The organism is Nocardioides sp. JQ2195, from assembly GCF_012272695.1.
In the GTDB taxonomy this organism is placed as follows: domain Bacteria; phylum Actinomycetota; class Actinomycetes; order Propionibacteriales; family Nocardioidaceae; genus Nocardioides.
The window spans coordinates 1,476,158-1,498,203 of sequence record NZ_CP050902.1; the positions used below are offsets into that span (position 1 = coordinate 1,476,158).

At 68.0% G+C, this 22,046-nt stretch carries 18 protein-coding genes and 1 tRNA gene; 13 read left to right on the forward strand and 6 right to left on the reverse strand.

The window, feature by feature from the left end; translation table 11 throughout:
* The first annotated feature begins 26 nt into the window (after positions 1 to 26).
* The 11 genes from ncot_RS07095 (at position 27) to pyk (ending at position 13,947) form a co-directional block, all read left to right on the forward strand.
* A complete protein-coding gene (locus ncot_RS07095) occupies positions 27 to 224 on the forward strand; it encodes an HGxxPAAW family protein (RefSeq protein WP_168616973.1) in 198 nt (65 codons plus the stop codon).
* Positions 208 to 642, forward strand: a complete 435-nt coding sequence (locus tag ncot_RS07100) for a DUF2752 domain-containing protein (protein ID WP_168616974.1) — start codon at positions 208 to 210, stop codon at positions 640 to 642. Before ncot_RS07095 ends, ncot_RS07100 begins: the two co-directional genes overlap by 17 nt.
* 68 nt (positions 643 to 710) lie before the next feature.
* Positions 711 to 1,538: an indole-3-glycerol phosphate synthase TrpC gene (gene trpC, locus ncot_RS07105; protein ID WP_168616975.1), complete on the forward strand. Its 828-nt coding sequence runs from the start codon at positions 711 to 713 to the stop codon at positions 1,536 to 1,538.
* Positions 1,538 to 2,755: a tryptophan synthase subunit beta gene (trpB, locus tag ncot_RS07110; RefSeq protein WP_168616976.1), complete on the forward strand. Its 1,218-nt coding sequence runs from the start codon at positions 1,538 to 1,540 to the stop codon at positions 2,753 to 2,755. The genes trpC and trpB overlap by 1 nt, the downstream gene beginning before the upstream one ends.
* Complete coding sequence (trpA, locus tag ncot_RS07115; RefSeq protein ID WP_168616977.1) at positions 2,752 to 3,582, forward strand: tryptophan synthase subunit alpha; 831 nt, start codon at positions 2,752 to 2,754, stop codon at positions 3,580 to 3,582. Before trpB ends, trpA begins: the two co-directional genes overlap by 4 nt.
* Positions 3,575 to 4,186, forward strand: coding sequence for an SCO family protein (locus ncot_RS07120; protein WP_168616978.1), 612 nt, complete (start codon positions 3,575 to 3,577; stop codon positions 4,184 to 4,186). Before trpA ends, ncot_RS07120 begins: the two co-directional genes overlap by 8 nt.
* Entirely contained in the window at positions 4,183 to 5,160 is a 978-nt protein-coding gene (lgt, locus tag ncot_RS07125; RefSeq protein ID WP_168616979.1) for a prolipoprotein diacylglyceryl transferase, read from the forward strand. The genes ncot_RS07120 and lgt overlap by 4 nt, the downstream gene beginning before the upstream one ends.
* Positions 5,161 to 5,297: 137 nt before the next feature.
* Positions 5,298 to 6,020, forward strand: a complete 723-nt coding sequence (locus tag ncot_RS07130; RefSeq protein ID WP_168616980.1) for a VIT1/CCC1 transporter family protein — start codon at positions 5,298 to 5,300, stop codon at positions 6,018 to 6,020.
* 251 nt (positions 6,021 to 6,271) lie between these two features.
* A complete protein-coding gene (gene gltB, locus ncot_RS07135; protein ID WP_240938118.1) occupies positions 6,272 to 10,795 on the forward strand; it encodes a glutamate synthase large subunit in 4,524 nt (1,507 codons plus the stop codon).
* A 50-nt stretch (positions 10,796 to 10,845) separates the two neighbouring features.
* Positions 10,846 to 12,339 carry a glutamate synthase subunit beta gene (locus ncot_RS07140; protein WP_168616982.1) on the forward strand — a complete coding sequence of 498 codons (1,494 nt, stop codon included), beginning with the start codon at positions 10,846 to 10,848 and terminating at the stop codon, positions 12,337 to 12,339.
* Between the two features lie 159 nt (positions 12,340 to 12,498).
* A complete protein-coding gene (gene pyk, locus ncot_RS07145) occupies positions 12,499 to 13,947 on the forward strand; it encodes a pyruvate kinase (RefSeq protein WP_168616983.1) in 1,449 nt (482 codons plus the stop codon).
* A 186-nt stretch (positions 13,948 to 14,133) separates the two neighbouring features.
* Here pyk and ncot_RS07150 read toward each other — a convergent pair.
* Positions 14,134 to 14,216: transfer RNA gene (locus tag ncot_RS07150), tRNA-Leu, on the reverse strand.
* Positions 14,217 to 14,323: 107 nt separating this feature from the next.
* On the opposite strand from ncot_RS07150, the gene ncot_RS07155 reads away from it, so the two are divergent.
* The gene (locus ncot_RS07155; RefSeq protein ID WP_168616984.1) at positions 14,324 to 14,950 is read left to right on the forward strand and encodes a response regulator; all 627 of its coding nucleotides are present in this window, start codon (positions 14,324 to 14,326) and stop codon (positions 14,948 to 14,950) included.
* A 117-nt stretch (positions 14,951 to 15,067) separates the two neighbouring features.
* Positions 15,068 to 16,393 carry an ABC transporter substrate-binding protein gene (locus ncot_RS07160; protein WP_168616985.1) on the forward strand — a complete coding sequence of 442 codons (1,326 nt, stop codon included), beginning with the start codon at positions 15,068 to 15,070 and terminating at the stop codon, positions 16,391 to 16,393.
* A 351-nt stretch (positions 16,394 to 16,744) separates the two neighbouring features.
* Here ncot_RS07160 and ncot_RS07165 read toward each other — a convergent pair whose 3' ends face one another.
* From ncot_RS07165 to ncot_RS07185, 5 genes are all read right to left on the reverse strand, one after another.
* Complete coding sequence (locus ncot_RS07165) at positions 16,745 to 17,554, reverse strand: ABC transporter ATP-binding protein (protein WP_168616986.1); 810 nt, start codon at positions 17,552 to 17,554, stop codon at positions 16,745 to 16,747.
* Complete coding sequence (locus ncot_RS07170; protein ID WP_168616987.1) at positions 17,551 to 18,501, reverse strand: ABC transporter ATP-binding protein; 951 nt, start codon at positions 18,499 to 18,501, stop codon at positions 17,551 to 17,553. The genes ncot_RS07165 and ncot_RS07170 overlap by 4 nt, the downstream gene beginning before the upstream one ends.
* Positions 18,491 to 19,489, reverse strand: coding sequence for a branched-chain amino acid ABC transporter permease (locus tag ncot_RS07175; protein ID WP_168616988.1), 999 nt, complete (start codon positions 19,487 to 19,489; stop codon positions 18,491 to 18,493). The genes ncot_RS07170 and ncot_RS07175 overlap by 11 nt, the downstream gene beginning before the upstream one ends.
* Positions 19,490 to 19,498: 9 nt before the next feature.
* Positions 19,499 to 20,950, reverse strand: coding sequence for a branched-chain amino acid ABC transporter permease (locus ncot_RS07180; protein WP_168616989.1), 1,452 nt, complete (start codon positions 20,948 to 20,950; stop codon positions 19,499 to 19,501).
* Positions 20,951 to 21,191: 241 nt separating this feature from the next.
* Entirely contained in the window at positions 21,192 to 21,947 is a 756-nt protein-coding gene (locus tag ncot_RS07185; protein WP_168616990.1) for a DUF554 domain-containing protein, read from the reverse strand.
* Positions 21,948 to 22,046 lie beyond the last annotated feature (99 nt).

The following is a 22,046-nucleotide window of genomic DNA, read 5'->3' on the forward strand; positions in this document are numbered from 1 at the left end:
GAGAACCCGGCACAAGAGGAGCATGCATGTCTGACAACCACGGCAACACCCCGGCAGCCTGGACTGCGGTGATCGTCGGCCTCGTGGGCTTCCTCGTCGGATCCATCGGCCTGATGATGTCCCCGGTGAACCTGGTGATCTTCTGGATTGGCCTCATCCTGCTTCCGATCGCGGCGGTGGTGTTCGTGGTGATGACGAAGATGGGCCTTGGCGACGCTCACTGAGCCCCGCGAGGCCGACCGCGCCTCCCGACTTCGCAGCCCCCTCCTGGTGGCTGCCGGAGTCACTGCAGCAACCCTCGCGCTGCACCTGCGCGATCCGCACGTCGGTGGCTCCTGGGGACTGTGCCCCTTCAACTACCTCTTCGGGCTCGAGTGCCCGGGGTGCGGCGGGTTGCGGGCCGTCAACGACCTCACCCACCTCGACGTCGTCGGTGCGTTGTCGAGCAACCTGATGGTGGTGCTCGCGATCCCGGTGGCCGTCGTGCTCTGGCTCCGCTGGGTGCGCGACGCGTGGACCGGCATCCCGGCCAGGGGGCGGGGACTGTCCCTCTCCGCGCCGGTGCTGGCCGTTGCCCTCGGTGCCATGCTGGTCTTCGTCGTGCTGCGCAACATTCCAGCAGGCTCCTGGCTCGCTCCCTGAGAGGCCCCTCCGGCCGCTGACCGCAGGGGTGACAAACTTGGGCCGTCCCTATCTGGAGGTGTGTTTGCATGTCCGTGCTCGATGACATCGTGGCCGGTGTCCGCATCGACCTTGCCGAGCGCGAGGAACGCACTCCCTTCGCCGCGGTGCGCAGCCTGGCCGAGCAGGCCCCGGCGCCGCGTGACCCGATGCCGGCCTTCCGGTCGGAGTCGATCAGCGTGATCTCAGAGGTCAAGCGCAAGAGCCCGAGCAAGGGCGACCTGGCCGACATCCCCGACCCGACGGTCCTCGCGGCCGCCTACCAGCGCGGAGGGGCCGCCGCGATCAGCGTGCTCACCGAGAAGCGCCGGTTCAACGGCAGTCTCGACGACCTGGTGGCCGTGCGTGCCGCGGTCGACACGCCGATCCTGCGCAAGGACTTCATCGTCACCAGCTACCAGCTGCACGAAGCCCGCGCTGCCGGCGCCGACCTGGCCCTGCTCATCGTGGCCGCCCTGCCACAGCCGGAGCTCGAGCGCCTGTACGCCGAGGCGCGCAGCCTCGGCCTGACCGTGCTGGTGGAGGTGCACGACGAGGAGGAGACCCGCCGCGCGGTCGACCTTGGCGCAGAGCTGATCGGTGTGAACGCGCGCAACCTCAAGACGCTCGAGGTCCACGACGACACCTTCGGCAAGCTGGCCGCCCTGATCCCGGACGACCGGGTGAAGGTCGCCGAGTCCGGCATCACCGGCGTCGCCGACGTCGAGCGATTCGCCAGCGAGGGGGCCCGAGTCGTGCTCGTCGGCGAGGCGCTGGTCAGGGACGGCGACCCGGAGGCCGCCGTCCGAACCATGTCAGCGGTCCGCACCACAACGCACACGTCGGGCACCGAGCCCGGGCAGGAAGCAGGAGTCTGATGTCATTCGAGGCCGACGAACGCGGCTTTTTCGGCAACTTCGGTGGGCGTTTCATGCCCGAGGCGCTGGTCGCCGCCCTGGACGAGCTGACCGTTGCCTGGCAGGACGCGATGGCCGACCCGCAGTTCACCAGCGACTTCGAGGCGATCCTGCGCGACTACGCCAACACGCCCAGCCCGCTCTACCACGCGGAACGGCTCTCGGAACAGGTCGGCGTACGCGTGCTGCTCAAGCGCGAGGACCTCAACCACACCGGGGCCCACAAGATCCGCAACGTGCTCGGCCAGGCGATGCTCACCAAACGGATGGGCAAGAGTCGGGTGATTGCCGAGACCGGCGCGGGCCAGCACGGTGTCGCCAGCGCGACGGCCGCGGCCTACTTCGGTCTCGACTGCACCGTCTACATGGGCGCCGTCGACACCCGTCGCCAGGCACTCAACGTCGCGCGCATGCAGCTGCTGGGGGCCAAGGTGATCCCGGTCGACTCCGGGTCGGCGACGCTCAAGGACGCCATCAACGAAGCCCTGCGCGACTGGGTGGCCAGCGTCGACGACACGGCGTACCTCTTCGGCACGGCGGCCGGTCCGCACCCGTTCCCGAGCATGGTCCGCGACTTCTGCCGCGGCATCGGCGACGAGGCCCGGCAGCAGAGCCTCGACCAGTTCGGCGTCCTCCCGGACGCGATTGCCGCGTGTGTCGGTGGTGGGTCCAACGCCATCGGCCTGTTCACCGCCTTCCTCGACGACGACGTGAAGATCTATGGGTTCGAGGCCGGGGGAGAAGGTGTCGAGACCGGCCGCCACGCGGCCACCATCGGCGCCGCCGACAGTGGCGTGCTCCACGGTGCCCGCACCTACGTGCTCCAGGACGAGGACGGTCAGACCATCGAGTCACACTCGATCTCGGCCGGGCTCGACTACCCGGGTGTCGGGCCGCAGCACTCCCACCTCGCGGAGGTCGGCCGGGCGTCCTACCTGCCGGTCACCGATGCGGAGGCGATGGACGCGTTGGCCCTGCTCTCCCGCACCGAGGGCATCATCCCCGCCGTCGAGTCCGCCCATGCCTTGGCCGGTGCGTTGATGGTGGCGGAGGAGCTCAAGGCCGAGAAGGGTCCCACGGCCACCATCCTGGTCAACCTGTCGGGTCGTGGTGACAAGGACATGGAGACCGCCGTCGAGTGGTTCCAGCTGGGTGCCGACGAAGGAGAAGACCAGTGAGCGTGGCATCCGCCTTCGAGAAGGCGCGCAGTGAGGACCGCGGAGCGTTGGTCGGCTACCTGCCGGCCGGGTTCCCCGATGTCGACGGCTCGATCGAGGCCCTCAAGGTCATGGTCGACGCTGGTTGCGACGTGATCGAGATCGGTTTCCCCTACACCGACCCGGTGATGGACGGTCCGACCGTGCAGGCCGCCGCCCAGCAGGCCCTCGAGCAGGGGGTGCGCGCCACCGACGTGCTGCGCGTGGTCGAGGCGGTCGCCGCCACCGGCGTGCCCACGCTGGTGATGACCTACTGGAACCCGGTCGAGCACTACGGTCGCGCCAATGCCCGGAGCGGCGGGTCCAGCGGGGTGGAGCGCTTCGCGGCCGACCTGGCCTCGGCCGGGGGCGCCGGGCTGATCACGCCCGACATCACGCCCGACTTCGGGCAGGAGTGGATCGCAGCGGCCGATGCCCACGACCTCGACAAGGTGTTCCTGGTCTCTCCGTCCTCCACCGACGAACGGATCGCGATGACGACGGCGGCCTGTCGCGGGTTCGTCTACGCCACCGCGGTGATGGGTGTCACGGGGGCACGAGCCAGCACCAGCGACCTGGCCGGCCCCCTCGTGGCGCGGACCAAGGCCACCACGGACCTCCCCGTCGGTGTGGGCCTCGGGGTCTCCAACGGTGACCAGGCCGCCGAGATCGCGAAGTACGCCGACGGTGTCATCGTCGGCTCGGCACTGGTCCGCACGCTCCTCGACGCCGGCGCCGACCGGGCTGCCGGCCTGGCTGCGCTGCGCGCACTCACCGAGGACCTCGCAGACGGCGTACGACGTGGCTAGGCGCGGGCGCTGGTGGGGCGCTGTCCTGCTGGCCGCCGTGCTGGCGGCGAGTGGCTGCTCGCAGGGAACCGGCAACCCGACCGGCGAGCTGGGAAGCACCGATGTCGGCGAGCCCTGGGCCCTGCCCGACACGGAGCTGGTCGACACCGGCGGTGCTGACTTCGCGCTGGCCGACGACGCGGACAAGCCGGTCACCCTGGTGTTCTTCGGCTACACCAACTGTCCGGACATCTGCCAGCTGGTGATGTCCAACATCGCCTCCGCCCTGACCCGACTCGACGACGACCAGCGTGACCGGGTCGAGGTGGTCTTCGTGACCACCGACCCCGCGCGCGACACCGAGAAGGCGTTGCGCCGCTATCTCGACCGGTTCGACCCGAGCTTCGTGGGGCTGACCGGGAGCATGAAGCGGATCAACGAGCTCGGTGACGCCTTCCACGTGGCGATCGACAAGGGGGAGAAGCTGGCCAGTGGCGGTTACGACGTCACCCACGGAACGCAGATCTTCCTGGTCGACGACCAGGAAGTGCCGATGTTCTGGCGGCAGGAGACGTCCTCGGCCGAGCTCGCCGACGACCTGGTGCTACTGCTGGAGGACGCATGACCATCCTGACCATCCCGAGCCCGGCCGAAGGGGTCTGGCACCTGGGGCCCTTCCCGATCCGGGCGTATGCCCTGTGCATCGTCGTCGGTGTCATCGCCGCGATCTGGATCGGCGAGAAGCGCTGGGTGGCTCGAGGTGGAAAGGCCGGGCAGATGTCCGACATCGCCCTGTGGGCGATTCCGTTCGGCCTCGTCGGCGCCCGGCTCTACCACGTGATCACCGACTACCACCTCTACTTCGGTGAGGGGCGGGAGCCCATCACCGCGCTCTACGTGTGGCGCGGCGGACTCGGCATCTGGGGCGCGATCGCGCTCGGTGCGGTCGGCGCGATGATCGGTGCCAGGGTGATGGGCATCAAGGTGCTGCCGATGATGGACTCCCTGGCCCCCGGCGTCATCGTGGCCCAGGCGTTCGGTCGCTGGGGCAACTGGTTCAACCAGGAGCTCTACGGCAAGCCGACCGACCTCCCGTGGGCCCTCGAGATCGATCCCGCGCACCGGTTGAGCGGTCACCTGGACGATGCGACGTACCACCCGACGTTCCTCTACGAGTCGTTGTGGTGCCTGGGCGTCTTCGCCCTGTTGGTCTGGGCCGACCGTCGCTTCACGCTCGGCTTCGGCCGCGTGCTCGCGCTCTACGTCATGGCCTACACCGTGGGCCGGGGCTGGATCGAGACGTTGCGCATCGACGACGTCCAGATGGACGACGTGTTCGGTCTGCGGCTCAACGTGTGGACCTCGATCGTGCTGTTCCTTGCGGCCCTGGCCTCCTTCGTCTGGTCCACCAAGCGTCACCCCGGTCGGGAGGACACCGTGTTCACCCGCCCGGAGGTCGACGCCGCCGATTCCGAGGCGAGCTCCGACACGGACTCCGCCGGCGCGCACGACGCGACGGCCGAGGTCGAGGACAGCAGCGACGACGGCACGGACGACTCGAAGGCCGGGGCCGAGGCCGACCGGGATGCCAAGGACTGACCCCGCGAGCTCGGAGTCGAGGGGTCGTGTGCCGTCGCGCGCTGTGCGAGGGACGGACGCACCCGGTCAGGGAGCCCGGTGGCAGGTGAGCCTCCCCTTCGGTGACGGGAGGCGGGAGCGTGGCTAGATTCAGGACCATGGAAGCACCTGACGCAACGGCCGAGATCGGCCACGAGCACGGTGACGTGAACGCCGGGTGGCTGCGCCCAGCGGTGTTCGGGGCCATGGACGGTCTCGTCTCCAACGCCGCGTTGATCGCCGGGGTCGCCGGCGGCACCAGGGATGCGAGCGGAACGTCCACCATCGTGCTCGCCGGCCTGGCCGGTCTCGCCGCCGGTGCCTTCTCGATGGCGGCGGGGGAGTATGCCTCCGTGGCCAGCCAGGCCGAGGCTGCCGAGTTCGAGATCGCCAAGGAACGCCGCGAGATCCTGGCCAATCCCGCCCTCGAGCAGGCCGAGCTCGCCGACATGCTCCAGGAACGTGGCCTCGACCCGGAGCTGGCGGCCGAGGTGGCCGAACAGGTCCACCGGGACGTCGACACCGCCGTGGCGGTCCACTCGATGGAGGAGTTCGGGGTCGATCCGGACGACCTGGCCTCGCCCGTGGTCGCGGCGGTCTCGTCCTTCGTCGCCTTCTCCCTGGGGGCGCTGGTGCCGGTGCTCCCGTTCCTGCTCGGAGTCTCCGTGCTGTGGCCCGCGATGGCCCTGACCCTGATGGCCCTGTTCGGGTGCGGAGCAGTCGTCACCCGCCTCACGAACAGGCCGTGGTGGTTCGGTGGAGGTCGCCAGGTGCTGCTCGGAGCAGCTGCCTTCGCGATCACCTACCTGATCGGGATCGGCGTGGGCGAGGGGATCTCCTGACGCGCGCACGGAGGCGTTGTCGTCGCTCCCTCGGACCTTTTCGGGCCCCCGTCCACGGGCTCCTTCTGGGCTGAGACACATCTCACGATTCGGCAATGAGGGGCATTTCATGGATTTTCCTGCGTTTTGGAGGGTGTAGTCTTACCCCTCGCCGCGGGCCAGTGTCGTCCCCCAGCTGTCAAGAAATTCTGCATTGCCAGTTCGCCCTCCCGGTCCGCCGGGTCGGCGCAGATGACGACGGGAGAATGCTCATGCACGCATTCCCGCCGCCTCAGGGGTTGTACGACGGAGCCAGCGAGCACGACGCGTGCGGCGTGGCCTTCGTGGCAACCCTGACGGGCGCAGCCAGCCATGACATCGTTGCGAAGGCGCTCCAGGCGCTGCGCAACCTCGAGCACCGCGGAGCCGCAGGTGCCGAACCCAACTCGGGTGACGGCGCCGGCATCCTGATGCAGGTGCCCGACGCGTTCCTGCGCGATGTCGTCGACTTCGACCTTCCGGTGAAGGGCTCGTACGCCGTGGGCACGGCGTTCCTTCCCGGTGACGCCGAGCAGGTGGGCCGCACCCGCGAACAGATCGAGCAGATCGCCGCGGAGGAGGGCCTGGCCGTCCTCGGATGGCGCGAGGTCCCCACCAATGACGCACCCCTCGGTGCGACCGCCCGCGACTGCATGCCTGCCTTCCAGCAGCTGTTCGTGGCCGGCGCGGACGCCCGCGTGTCCGGCATGGCCCTCGAGCGCAGGGCGTTCTGCCTGCGCAAGCGCGCCGAGCGCCAGACCGACGTCTACTTCCCCTCGCTGTCCGGTCGCACCATCGCCTACAAGGGCATGCTGACCACCGACCAGCTCGACCAGGTCTTCCCCGACCTCGTCGACGAGCGGGTCGCCTCGGCCGTCGCTGTGGTGCACTCGCGGTTCTCGACCAACACGTTCCCGAGCTGGCCGCTGTCGCACCCGTTCCGGTTCATCGCCCACAACGGTGAGATCAACACCGTCATGGGCAACCGGAACTGGATGCGGGCCCGCGAGGCACTGCTGTCCTCCGACCTCATCCAAGGTGACCTCGAGCGGCTCTACCCGATCTGTGCCCCGGGCGCCTCGGACTCGGCGTCCTTCGACGAGGTGCTCGAGCTGCTGCACATGGGTGGCCGTTCCCTGCCGCACTCGGTGCTGATGATGATCCCCGAGGCGTGGGAGAACCACACCGAGATGGACGACAAGCGCCGCGCGTTCTACGAGTTCCACTCCGCGATGATGGAGCCGTGGGACGGCCCCGCGTGCGTGGTGTTCACCGACGGCACCCAGGTCGGGGCGGTGCTCGACCGCAACGGCCTGCGCCCCTCGCGCTACTGGGTCACCGACGACGGCCTCGTCGTGCTCGCCTCCGAGGTCGGCGTGCTCGACCTCGACCCGGCCACGGTGGTCCGCAAGGGCCGCCTGCAGCCCGGCAAGATGTTCCTGGTCGACACCGAGGAGCACCGGATCGTCGAGGACGAGGAGATCAAGTCCGAGCTCGCCGCGGAGCACCCGTACGACGAGTGGCTGCACGCCGGACTGATCCACCTGAAGGACGTCCCGAACCGCGAGCACATCGTGCACACGCACGCCTCCGTGACGCGACGCCAGCAGATCTTCGGCTACACCGAGGAGGAGCTGCGGGTCCTGCTCACCCCGATGGCCAACACCGCGGCAGAACCGATCGGTTCGATGGGCACCGACTCGCCGATCGCTGCGCTGTCGGACAAGCCGCGCCTGTTGTTCGACTACTTCGTGCAGCTGTTCGCCCAGGTCACCAACCCGCCGCTCGACGCGATCCGCGAAGAGCTGGTCACCTCGCTGAACGGCACGATCGGCCCGGAGTCCAACCTGCTCGAGCCGACTCCGGCCTCGTGTCGTCAGGTCGTGCTCCCGTTCCCGGTGATCGACAACGACGACCTGGCCAAGATCCGCCACATCAACCGTGACGGTGACATGCCCGGCTTCATCACCCACGTCTCGCGCGGCCTCTACGAGGTCGAGGGTGGCGGGGCGGCGATGGCTCGGCGCATCGACGAGATCTGCCAGGAGGTGTCGGACGCGATCGCCGACGGTGCGCGCATCATCGTGCTCTCCGACCGGCACTCCACCGCCGAGCTGGCGCCGATCCCGTCGCTCCTGCTCACCGGTGCCGTGCACCACCACCTCGTCCGGGAGAAGACCCGCACCCAGGTCGGCCTGCTGATCGAGGCCGGTGACGTCCGCGAGGTCCACCACGTCGCACTGCTGGTGGGCTACGGCGCTGCCGCAGTCAACCCCTACCTCGCGATGGAGTCCGTCGAGGACCTCGCCCGTGAGGGGTACTTCGTCAAGATCGAGCCCGAGCAGGCCGTCCGCAACCTGGTGAAGTCACTGGGCAAGGGTGTCCTCAAGGTGATGAGCAAGATGGGCGTCTCGACCGTGGCGTCCTACACCGGTGCCCAGATCTTCGAGGCCGTCGGCCTGTCGCAGAGCGTCATCGACAAGTACTTCACCGGCACCCCCTCCAAGCTCGGCGGCATGGAGCTCGAGACCATCGCCGAGGAGGTCGCCAAGCGGCACGCCACGGCGTACCCCCGCGGGGGCATCTCGCCTTCCCACCGTGAGCTCGAGATCGGTGGTGAGTACCAGTGGCGTCGCGAGGGCGAGCCGCACCTGTTCGACCCGGAGACCGTCTTCCGGCTCCAGCACGCCACGCGTGCCGGACGCTACGACGTCTTCAAGCAGTACACCCAGCGGGTCGACGAGCAGTCCGAGCGCCTGATGACCCTGCGTGGGTTGTTCAAGTTCAAGAACGGGGCCCGCCCGTCGATTCCGATCGACGAGGTCGAGCCGGTCTCCGAGATCGTGAAGCGGTTCTCCACCGGTGCCATGTCCTACGGCTCGATCAGCATGGAGGCGCACGAGACGCTGGCCATCGCGATGAACCGCCTGGGCGGCAAGTCCAACACCGGTGAAGGTGGCGAGGATCCCGAGCGGCTCTACGACCCGGAGCGTCGCTCGTCGATCAAGCAGGTGGCATCGGGACGCTTCGGCGTCACCAGCGAGTACCTCACGAACGCCGATGACATCCAGATCAAGATGGCGCAGGGCGCCAAGCCCGGCGAGGGCGGTCAGCTGCCCGGGCACAAGGTCTACCCGTGGGTGGCCAAGACCCGGCACAGCACGCCCGGCGTGGGGTTGATCTCCCCGCCGCCGCACCACGACATCTACTCGATCGAGGACCTCGCCCAGCTGATCCACGACCTGAAGAACGCGAACCCCGCGGCCCGGGTGCACGTGAAGCTGGTCGCCGAGGTGGGTGTGGGCACGGTGGCCGCTGGTGTCTCCAAGGCCCACGCGGACGTCGTCCTCATCTCCGGGCACGACGGGGGCACCGGCGCCTCGCCGCTGACCTCGCTCAAGCACGCCGGCGGGCCGTGGGAGCTCGGCCTGGCCGAGACCCAGCAGACGCTGCTTCTCAACGGTCTGCGCGACCGCATCGTCGTGCAGACCGACGGGCAGCTGAAGACCGGTCGTGACGTGGTCATCGCCGCGCTCCTCGGGGCCGAGGAGTTCGGCTTCGCCACCGCACCGCTGGTGGTCTCCGGCTGCATCATGATGCGGGTCTGCCACCTCGACACCTGCCCCGTGGGTGTCGCCACGCAGAACCCCGTGCTGCGCGAGCGCTACTCCGGCAAGGCCGAGTACGTCGTGAACTTCTTCGAGTACATCGCCGAAGAGGTCCGCGAGCTCCTGGCCGAGCTCGGCTTCCGCACCATCGAGGAAGCCGTGGGCCACGTCGAGAGCCTCGACGTGGAGCCAGCCGTGCACCACTGGAAGGCAGCCGGCCTCGATCTGTCGCCGGTCCTGCACCTGCCCGCCCTCGCGGAGGGCGCGGCGCGCCACAACACCACGGGTCAGGACCATGGCCTCGACAAGGCGCTCGACAACGAGCTGGTGCGTATCGCCGCCCCGGCGTTGGAGAGTGGTGAGCCGGTCCGCGCCCAGATCGAGGTGCGCAACGTCAATCGCACCGTCGGCACGATCCTCGGTCACGAGGTCACCAAGCGCTACAAGGGAGAGGGGCTGCCCGACGGCACGATCGACATCACGTTCACGGGCTCGGCCGGGCAGTCGTTCGGTGCCTTCGTGCCGTGCGGCATCACGCTCCGGCTCGAGGGCGACGCCAACGACTATGTCGGCAAGGGCCTCTCGGGTGGTCGGATCGTGGTCCGCCCGGACCGCGGCGCGACCTTCGACGCCTCGCAGCAGATCATCGCCGGCAACACCATCGGCTACGGCGCCACCTCGGGGGAGATCTTCCTCCGCGGCCAGGCGGGCGAGCGCTTCTGCGTCCGCAACTCCGGCGCCTCCGCCGTCGTCGAGGGCGTGGGCGACCACGGGTGCGAGTACATGACCGGCGGCAAGGTCGTCGTCCTCGGGCCGACGGGACGCAACTTCGCGGCCGGCATGTCCGGTGGCTACGCCTTCGTGCTCGACCTCGACGAGGGCCGGGTCAACCCCGAGCTGGTCGAGCTGGGCGCCGTCGAGGGCAAGGCGGCCGAGGAGCTCAAGGCGCTGGTCGAGCGACACCTCGAGGAGACCGGGTCCACGGTCGCCGAGGAGCTGCTCGCCGATTGGCAGGCCAACCTGGCCCGGTTCACCGAGGTCATGCCCAGTGACTTCAAGCGAGTCCTCGAAGCACGTGCGGAAGCACTCGAGGACGGGCTCGACGAGGAGCAGGCCGCGGCCCGGATCATGGAGGTGCTCCATGGCTGAGACCACACGACGACCCAGCACTGCTGGAACGAACGCGAAAGAGGTGCGCAATGGCTGACCCGAAGGGATTTCTGAAGGACGGCCGTGAGGTCGCCGTACGCCGCCCCGTCGAGGAACGCGTCAACGACTGGGACGAGGTCTACCCCGGCGGCATCGGCCGCGCCCTGCTGCCGATCATCACCAAGCAGGCCGGTCGTTGCATGGACTGCGGCATTCCGTTCTGCCACCAGGGCTGCCCCTTGGGGAACATCATCCCCGAGTGGAACGACCTGGTCTGGCGCGACGACTGGGAGGGCGCCATCGAGCGCCTGCACGCGACCAACAACTTCCCGGAGTTCACCGGTCGCCTCTGCCCGGCCCCGTGCGAGACGGCCTGTGTCCTGGGCATCAACCAGGACCCGGTGACGATCAAGAACGTCGAGGTCTCGATCATCGACAAGGCGTGGGAGTCGGGCTTCGTCCGCCCCCAGCCGCCGGAATGGCTGTCGGGCAGGACCGTCGCCATCATCGGCTCGGGCCCGGCCGGCCTGGCTGCCGCCCAGCAGCTGACCCGGGCCGGACACACCGTTGCGGTCTACGAGCGGGCCGACAAGATCGGTGGCCTGCTTCGCTACGGCATCCCCGAGTTCAAGATGGAGAAGAAGCACCTCAACAAGCGCCTGGACCAGATGCGCCGCGAGGGAACGGTGTTCCGCGCCGGGATCGACGTCGGTCACGAGATCACCGCCGACGAACTGCGTGAGCGCTACGACGCCGTCGTGCTGGCCATGGGCTCGACGACGGCGCGCGACCTGCCGGTGCCGGGGCGCGAGCTCGGTGGCATCCACCAGGCGATGGAGTTCCTGCCGCAGTCCAACCGTGCCTCCCTGGGTGAGCCGGCGACGACCGATGGCTCGGACCAGATCCGTGCCGACGGGAAGAACGTCGTGATCATCGGCGGCGGTGACACCGGTGCGGACTGCCTCGGCACCTCCATCCGCCAGGGAGCGGCCTCGATCACGCAGCTCGAGATCATGCCGATGCCGAGCACGGAGCGTCCGGCCAACCAGCCGTGGCCGACCTACCCGATGACCTTCAAGGTCTCCTCCGCCCACGAGGAGGGCGCGGGGATGAACGTGCAGAGTCGGGTGTACGCCGTGTCGACCAAGGAGTTCCTCGGCGACGAGAACGGCAACGTGCGCGCGCTCCGCATCGTCGAGGTCGCCTTCGAGGCGGGCAAGCTGACCGAGGTCGAGGGCACCGAGCGGGAGATCCCGGCCGAGCTGGTGCTGTTCGCGATGGGCTTCACCGGTCCGGAGAAGGACGGGCTGGTGGACCAGCTGGGTGTCGAGCTCGACGAGCGCAGCAACGTGGCTCGCGACCTCAAGTACGCCTCCTCGGTCGAGGGCGTGTTCGTGGCCGGTGACGCCGGTCGTGGACAGTCCCTGATCGTGTGGGCGATCGCCGAGGGCCGGGCGGCTGCTGCCGCTGTGGACGAGTTCCTGACCGGTTCGACGACGTTGCCGGCGCCGATCCCGCCGACGGCCCGGCCCCTCGTCGTCTGACCGCCGACCCGGCACGAGTTCACGGGTGTGACCGCCGACCCGGCACGAGTTGACGCGGAAAGCGTCAACTCGTGCCGGGTCGGCTGTGCTATGTCGCCGTTCGTGGTGATGTCGCGCACCTGTGGCGCGGTGGACACCCTCTCCCGGTAGGTTGGGTGCGTGCGTAGAGCAAAGATCGTGTGCACCCTCGGGCCAGCCACGTCAACGGCCGAATCCATCCGTCAGCTCGTCGATGCAGGCATGGACGTGGCTCGGATGAACATGAGCCACGGCACCTACGACGACCACCGACGCAGCTACCAGCTGGTGCGCGAGGCGTCCGACGCCAGCGGGCACGGAGTCGGCATCTTCGCTGACCTGCAGGGGCCGAAGATCCGTCTCGGCCCGATCGAGAACGGTCCGGTCAAGCTCAAGAAGGGCCAGGCGTGGGCGATCACCACGCGGACCGTGCCCGGCGACAACAAGATCGCCTCCACGACGTACGCCGGCCTGCCGGGCGACGTCAGCGAGGGCGACCCGATCCTGATCGATGACGGCAAGGTGCGCCTGAGGGTCACCCGGGTGGAGGCGGACACCGTCCACACCGAGGTGGTCGTGGCCGGCAAGGTGAGTGACCACAAGGGGATCAACCTCCCGGGGGTCGCCGTCTCCGTCCCGGCGCTGTCGGAGAAGGACATCGAGGACCTGCGCTTCGCGCTCTCCCTGAGCGTCGACTTCATCGCGCTCTCCTTCGTGCGCAGTGCCGCTGACGTCGACGACGTGCGGAAGGTGATGCGCGAGGTCGGTGTGCTGGTTCCGGTGATCGCGAAGATCGAGAAGCCACAGGCCATCGACAACCTCGACGAGATCGTCAAGGCATTCGACGGACTGATGGTGGCGCGCGGCGACCTGGGTGTGGAGTGCCCGCTGGAGGACGTGCCGTTCCTCCAGAAGCGGGTGATCGACAAGGCGCGGCGCAATGCGAAGCCGGTGATCGTGGCCACCCAGATGCTCGAGTCGATGATCGCTGCCCCGGCACCCACGCGTGCGGAGGCCTCCGATGTCGCGAACGCGGTGCTCGACGGCACCGACGCGGTGATGCTCTCCGGCGAGACCAGCGTCGGGGAGTACCCCATCGTCACGGTGCAGACGATGGAGCGGATCCTCGGCTCGGCCGAGCACCACGGGCTGCACCACATGACCGCCATCGACTGGAACCCGAAGACCCGGGGCGGTGTCATCGCGAAGGCTGCCGCGGAGGTGGGGGAGCGGGTCGGCGCGAAGTACCTGGTGGCGTTCACCCAGAGCGGAGACTCGGCGCGACGCCTGGCCCGCTACCGCGGACACATCCCGATCCTGGCCTTCACCCCCGAGGCGAAGGTCCGCTCCCAGCTGTCGATGACCTGGGGTGTGGAGACCTTCAAGACCGCGCCGGTCGAGCACACCGACGAGATGGTGCGCCAGGTCGACGAGGCGTTGTTGTCCATCGGCCGCGTGGAGATGGGGGACCTGGTGGTCATCATTGCAGGCTCCCCGCCCGGGATCCCGGGCTCCACGAACGCGTTGCGCATCCACCGGATCGGCGACGCGATCAACGAGGTGGCGCCGGCCTACCACCGGCCGACCTGATCAGGCCGCGGGCCCGAGCGCTTCCACGCAATCCCGAGCAGGTCGAGCGCATGGCGGCACAGCGCATGGATGCCGTCGGAGCGATTGCTGAACGCCACCGCGGACAACGTGGACCATGACGTCACCATGCCGTGACCCACCGACAAAGGTCGGCGGGCCGAGTCGGTCGACTCGGCCCGCCTGGTGTGCCGAGTGTGGGATTCGAACCCACATGTCCTTTCGGACAATGGTGTTTGAGACCATCGCGTATCCCGTTCCGCCAACCCGGCTGGGCCTGTCGAAGAGTACATGACATCGGTCGTCGACCGAAGGTTGGGATACGGCCAGTTTGCCGACGGTTCGCCATGGACCGGGGCGCAGCCTTACTCTTGGCGGCGTGAGCGAACAACCCACCGCCAGCCGGCCTCGCCGCGTCGTCATCGCCGAGGACGAGGCGCTCATCCGCATGGACCTCGCCGAGATGCTCGGCGAGGAGGGTTACGACGTCGTGGGGCAGGCAGCCGACGGCGAGCAGGTGGTCGCGCTCGCCGAGCAGCTTCGGCCCGACCTGGTCATCCTCGACGTCAAGATGCCCCGGCTCGACGGGATCTCCGCGGCCGAGAGAATCGCCGAGCAGCGGATCGCGCCGGTGGTCATGCTGACCGCGTTCTCCCAGCGGGACCTGGTCGAGCGGGCCCGGGACGCCGGCGCGATGGCCTACTTGGTCAAGCCGTTCTCCCGCAACGACCTGGTTCCCGCCATCGAGATGGCGGTCAGTCGTTTCACCGAGCTCTCGGCCCTCGAGTCAGAGGTGGCCGATCTCTCGGAGCGCCTCGAGACCCGCAAGGCCGTGGAGCGGGCCAAGGGTGTGCTCCAGAAGGATCTCGGCATCAGTGAGCCCGATGCCTTCCGCTGGATCCAGAAGACGGCCATGGACCTGCGCCTGTCCATGCGCCAGGTGGCAGACGGCGTCGTCGAGCACGGAGTGAGCGGGGTCCGGGAGACCCCAGCGGCCGAATCCTAAGATCACGAGTTGGCAACGGCCGCGACTTCAGGCGCTTTCCCGAGGGTGCTTGGCGTTAGGTTGCTCACATCAGGCCGTGCCGTGTGCACGGCGGAACCGTGAAACAACGGAGGGTCAATGAACCGCCCCACGAAGAAACTGCGTCTCGGGACCGCAATTGCGGTTGGCGCCGTACTGGCCCTCGGGGCCTCCTGCGGCTCGGACAACGATGATTCCGCGTCCGGCGACAACGACAACAAGAAGTCGAGCAGCGAGGACTGCAAGGTCAAGGACTTCCCGGACGTCAAGGGCGATGGCACCTTCACGGTCGGCACCCTCCTCCCGCAGACGGGTTCGCTGGCGTTCCTCGGCCCGCCGGAGTTCGCGGCCGTCGAGCTGGCGGTCAACGACATGAACGCCGCGGGTGGTGTCCTCGACAAGAAGGTCAAGCTGGTCAACTCCGACTCCGGTGACGCCCAGAACCCGATCGCGTCGCAGTCGGTGGACAGCCTGATCAACAAGAAGGCCGACGTCGTCCTCGGCGCCGCCTCCTCGAGCGTGTCCCTGCTGGTCATCGACAAGATCACCAGCGAAGGCATGGTGGAGATGTCGCCGGCCAACACGTCCGACCAGTTCAGCACCTACTGCGACAGCGGACTCTACTTCCGCACCGCTCCGCCGGACACCCTGCAGGGACGCGTCCTGGCCGACACCATCATCGAGGACGGCAACGCCACCGTCGGCATCATGGCCCTCCAGGACGCCTACGGCACCGGGCTCGCCGACCACGTCGAGGAGAACGTCACGGCCGCCAACGCCGAGGTCGTCGAGAAGGTCATCTACGACCCCAAGGCACCCAGCTACTCGACCGAGGTCTCCACGATCAAGGCGAAGGACCCTGAGGCCATCGTGCTGATCGGCTTCGACGAGACGAAGAAGATCATCCCCGAGCTGGTCAAGCAGGGCATCGGTCCCGACACCAAGAAGATCTACCTGGTGGACGGCAACCTGAGCGACTTCTCGAAGGACTTCGAGGCCGGCACCATGGGCCCGAACGTCAAGGGATCGCTGCCCGGTGTTGCGGCCACGGGCGAGCTCAAGAAGAAGCTCGCGACGGTCAACCCGAAGCTCAAGGACTGGAGCTACGCGGCCGAGTCCTACGACGGCACCGTCCTGATGGGGCTGGCGGCCATTGCTGCCGAGTCCGACGCCGGCCCGGCGCTGGCCAAGGAGCTCGTCGGCGTGTCCCGTGACGGCACGAAGTGCACCACCTTCAAGGAGTGCAAGGACCTGCTCGCCGACGGCGAGGACATCGACTACGACGGCTTCAGCGGCCCGGTCGACTTCCTCCCCAACGGTGACCCGGGGACTGCCTACATCGGCATCTACCAGTACAAGCCGGACGGCACCTACGAGTTCGTCAAGGCAAGCCAGGGTGAGATCTCCGCTGACGACGTCAGCTGAGCGCTGAACCACGGCACAATCGGCGGGGCCGGCACGGGAAACCATGCCGGCCCCGCCTGCGTGTGCGCCTTGGGTCCCTGGGGCTCGTCACGACAGTCCCTTGGGCCCGAGGGCGTCGGCAGCCACGCGACGTCGTACGCCGGAAGCCGGGGTCGGCCGGTCACCTGACGTGGTCGTCGTACGCCGGAAGCCGGCGTCGGCCGGGCCGTGTCATCCGGGCTGGAGCGCGGGGCCATGAAGAAGGTAACGGTGGCAGGAGCCCCGAGGCCGCCGGGGAGCCACCGAGGACGAGGGGTACGCGGAAGGGGCGTCACGGCGAGAACCGTGACGCCCCTGCTGCGTGGGTGGAGATCAGGCCTTGGCCAACGTGCCCAGGTAGAGACCGATGACGTGCGGGTCGTTCATCAGGTCCGTGCCGGCACCCGTGTAGGCGTTGCGTCCTTGGTCGAGGACGTAGCCCCGGTCGCAGATCTGCAGACAACGGCGAGCGTTCTGCTCGACCATGATCACGCTGACCCCGGTGCGGTTGATCCGCTTGGTGAGGATGAAGACCTCGTCCTGCAGGACGGGGGACAGCCCCGCCGACGGCTCGTCGAGCAGCAGCACGGACGGCTCCATCATCAGCGCCCGGCCCATGGCCACCATCTGGCGCTCGCCACCCGAGAGCGAACCTGCGCGCTGCTTGCGGCGGTCCGCCAGGCGCGGGAAGAGGTCGGTGACGTAGTCCCAGCGCTCACGGAAGAGCTTCGGTCGCAGGAAGAGACCCATCTGCATGTTCTCCTCGACGGTGAGCGTCGAGAAGACGTTCTCGGTCTGGGGCACGAAGCCGACGCCCATGTCGACGAGCTGGTTGGCCTTCTTGCCACGCAAGGACTCCCCACGGAGGGTGATGTCGCCCTCGCGGATGTTCACCAGTCCGAAGAGTGCCTTCAGCAGGGTCGACTTGCCGGCACCGTTGGGGCCGATGATGGCGACCAGCTCTCCCTCGTTCACGTGGAAGTCGCAGTGGTTGAGGATGTTGACCTCGGGGATGTATCCGGCGGTGAGGTCGTCGGCGCGCAGCAGGGCGCCCTCGGCGGCCTTCAGGTGCTCCTCGCGGTCGATGGCGCCGACGCCGTCCTGACCGCTCTCATAGGCGTTGGCCCCGGTCTTCCTGCTCATGCCGTGCCCTCCTCATCTTCCTTGGCGAGCTGTGTCGCCACGGCGTCCAGCTGGGCCTCTTCCTCGGCCTCGGTCAACGGAGCGTCGTGGTGTGCGCCGAGATAGGCGTCGATGACCGCCTGCTGGGCCATGACTTCCTCGGGTGGGCCCTCCGCGACGATCTGGCCCTGGGCCATCACCACGACCCAGTCGGAGACGTCGCGGACGACATCCATGTCGTGCTCGACGAAGACCACGGTCATGCCGGTCTCGCGCAGACCCCGAATGTGTTCGTTGAGGCTCTGGCGCAGGCGGGGGTTCACTCCGGCCATCGGCTCGTCGAGCATCACCATCTCGGGACCGACCATGAGCGCCCGAGCCATCTCGAGGAGCTTTCGCTGGCCGCCGGAGAGGCTGCCCGCATAGTCGTCACGGACCCGCACCAGGTTGAAGTGCTCGAGCAGCTCGTCGGCACGGTCGGTCACCTCCTTCTCCTGGTCACGCCACATGAAGGGCAGGATGGAGGCCCAGAGGCGTTCGCCCTTCTGGTCCTTGGCGCCCAGGCGCAGGTTCTCCAGGACGGTCATCCGTGCCAGGGACTTGGTCAGCTGGAAGGTCCGCACCATGCCCCGGCGAGCCACGCGGTGGGGTGCCAGCTTGGAGATCTCGTCACCGTTGAACTGCCAGGTTCCGGTGTCCGGCTTGTCGAAGCCGGTGAGCAGGTTGAAGCAGGTGGTCTTGCCGGCTCCGTTGGGGCCGATCAGGGCGGTGATCGATCCACGCTGGATCTCCAGGTGGTCGACGTCGACAGCCTTGAGCCCGCCGAAGGTCCGCACCACCTTGTCGGCGACCAGGATCGGATCGGGCTTGCTCCCACCGGGGACCTGCTCGGCCGTGGCCAGGGCAGCGGCCGCGGCCTTGGCGCGCTCGCCGGGCTCGGTCTTGGTGGCTTCGTTGTCAGCGGGCATCGAGCTGCAGCTCCTTCTTGTCGCCGAAGATTCCCTGCGGCCGGAAGATCATCAGCAGCATCAGCACGAGGCCGATGAGGATGAACCGGACCTGGCCGACCTGGTCGCCGTCCATGAGCCACTCGGGGATGATTCCGTCGCTCAGCATTCCCTTGAGGACTGCGTCGACGAAGACCAGCACGCCCACGAAGATGACCGCGCCGACCACCGGGCCGAACACCCTGGCCGCCCCGCCGAGGAGAAGCACGGTGTAGGCGAAGAAGGTGTACTGCGGTGCGAAGTTGTCGGGGTTGGCCGACGATGCCGCGAGGGCGATGATCATGCCGGCCGCGGCGCCGAAGAGGCCACCGATGATGAGGCTCTGCATCTTGTAGGCGAACACGTTCTTGCCGAGGCTGCGGACAGCCTCCTCGTCTTCTCGGATTCCCTTGATCACGCGGCCCCACGGGCTGCGCATCAGCAACCATGTCACCAGGACGCCGAGCGCGATCAGGACCCAGCCGACGGTGACGGTCCAGAGGATGTGTTGGGTCAGGAAGAGCGGTCCGATGTCGAGCGGGCCGGTGTAGGGGTTCATGTCCTTGAACTGCTGGGTGAACAGCGGATTGCCCTGGAGGCCGTCGGAACCACCGGTCCACTCGCTCAGGGTCGCCGAGCGGAAGAAGAGCCGCAGGATCTCACCGGTGGCGATGGTGACGATCGCCAGGTAGTCGGCCCGCAGACGGAGCGTCGGGATGCCGAGCAGCAACGCCAGCAGGACAGTGAAGGCGATCGCGAACAGCACCGCCACGAACAGGCTCATGCCGAAGGTGGACACGCCCATGGCGACGCCGTAGGCGCCCACGGCCATGAAGCCAGCCTGGCCGAAGTTGAGCAGCCCGGTGTAGCCGAAGTGGATGTTCAGGCCCATGGCCGCGAGGCTGTAGGCGACGACTTCCCAGCCGATGAGGGCCGAGAGTGTCTGCGAGATGATTGATCCCCAGTCCATGATTCCTCCTCAACCCACTCGCTCGGATCGGCCCAGGATGCCCTGTGGCCGTGTCAACAGAATCAGGATCATCACGGTGAAGGCCGCCACGTTCTTGAGCTCCGGCGGGATCCACAGTGTCGAGACCGTGACGAACAGCCCGACGACCAGGCTGCCGACCAACGCACCGAAGGCGGTGCCGAGACCTCCGAGGACCACGCCTGCGAAGACGAGGAGCAGGAGGTCGAAGCCCATGTCGAACTTCACCTGCTGCGAGAGGCCCAGGAGGATCCCCGACAGGGCAGCGAGCCCGCCACCCATCACCCACACGAACAGGATCACCCGGTTGACGTCGATGCCGGAGGCGGCGGCGAGGGCCGGGTTGTCGGCCACGGCACGCATGGCCTTGCCCATCCGGCTGTAGATCACGAACAGCCCCACCAGGACCAGGATCACCAGGGCGATCGCCATGCTCCAGATGTCACGCGGCGCCAACGAGATGGGGCCGAGGTTGACGCCGTCCTGGATGACGTAGTCGTCGTACGACTCGTTGCCGCCGCCGATGAAGTACTGGAACATGAAGCGCGCGAAGATCGACAGGCCGATGGTGACGATCATCATCGCGATCAAGCCGGTCTTCCGTTTTCGCAGAGGTCGCCACAGTCCGACCTCCTGGAGCCCGCCAGCCACGGCACAGACCACGATCGACAGCAGGGCGGCGACGAGGAACGGCACGCCGTTGGTGTTGAGCGCCCAGGCGATGATCGCGCCGAGCGCGATCATCTCGCCGTGGGCGAAGTTGACCAGCCCGGTGGTGCCGAAGATCAGCGAGAGTCCGAGGGCAGCGAGGGCCAGGAGGAGTCCGAACCGGATGCCTTCGACGACGAGCTGGAGTGCCTTGTCACCCGTGCCGAGCACCTGGCGGTCGTCCTTGCCCATCGGGAACAACAGGGCTCGCTGGATGCCCTCACCCACTGTGACGGTGATGTCGGAGTTGGTGCCCTCACGCACCTTCACGCCTTCGGGCAGCGCGTCCTCGTCGACGCTGACCTCGTAGGCGCCGGGCTCCGGCAGGAAGACGGTCCAGTTGCCCTCGCCGTCGGACGTGGCGGTTTCGGAGAACGACCCGTCGGCCGACTCCACGTTGATCTGCACGCCCTCGACGGGCGTCTTCTCCGAGCCGTCCTGGTTGAGGATCGTGCCGTGCACGGACTCGCTCAGCTGGAGCTGGATCTGGACGATGTCGTCGGAGGGGAGGGTGACGGTCTTGCCCTGCTTCGACTTCTCCGGAACCTGGACGCCCGGAGGAAGGTTCTTCACGTCGACCTTTGCGGTGTAGTCACCGGGACCCGGCGTGTCGACCGTGAAGGTGCCCTGGGCGTCGCTGGTCGCCTTCTTCCTGAACTTGCCGTCCGCCGACGTGACGATCACCGGCACCTCACCAACTGCTGCACCGTTGGTGTCCACGATGGTGCCGATCAACGTGTTGTCCGCTGCCGAAGCCGGAACACTGGCACCAACGACGGCAAAGAGGGCGAACACCCCCATCAAGAGGCAGAAGGATCTGATGAGTCGCCGTTGCACGTAAGTGGCTCCTGTCGGGGTTTCAGGCCGGAGAACCGCTCCGAGACGCGGCCGTGGACTGTCCGGGACTATATACACGGCGTGATCCGCGTCATAGTCGAAGGCGTCAGTTGTCACTGTCTTGTTAGCAAAACTCGGCTCACGCGAGAACGGCGACCAGGCTCACCAGGGCCGGGGCCACCAGCAGGGCCGGGAGCATGTCGGCGACCGCCAGCTCACGGATCCTGAGCAGTCTGAGGGCCACCCCGACCAGGAGGAGTCCCCCGGTCGCGGTGATCGCGGCGAGGTGCGGCTCGGGCAGCAGATCGCCCATGGCGAGGCCGAGCGCGGTGAGGGATCCCTGAACGACGACCACGGTGAGCACGCTGGCCGCCACACCCCACCCGAAGGCAGCAGCGAAGGCGATGGCTGCGAACCCGTCGAGCGTCGACTTCAGGTACAGCTGGTCCGCGCCGTTCCCGAGCCCGTCGTTGAGGGCACCCAGAATCGTCAGCGGGCCGGTGCAGAAGATCAGGGACGCGGTCACGAACCCCTCGATGAAGCGGTGCCGCTCGGCCGACGAGCTTCCGCCCTGCAGCCGGCTCTGCAGCCGTCCGCCGAGGCCCTCCACCCGGCTCTCGAGCCGCAGCAGCGAGCCGATGATGCCGCCGATGAGCAGGGAACCGAGCACGATCAACATCGGGGCGCTGCTGCCGACGTGCTCGGAGAGCGCCGGTGAGAAGACCGCTCGTGCTCCGTCTGCGGCGATCAACAACGTGACGAGGCCCAAGACGTCGGTGATCAGCTCGCGCGTGCGCTGCGGCAACCGGTTGCCCACCAGCACGCCGACGCCGGATCCGACGAGCACCGCGAGCACGTTGACGACGGTGCCCGTACCCGGGCCGAAACCAGACAAGGGGGACTCCTATGACAGGGGCGGGGCACTGAGCGTAGTCTCCAGATGTTCGGGGGCAGATGCAGGGAGGCACAACCAGATGATGCGGTCACAGATAGT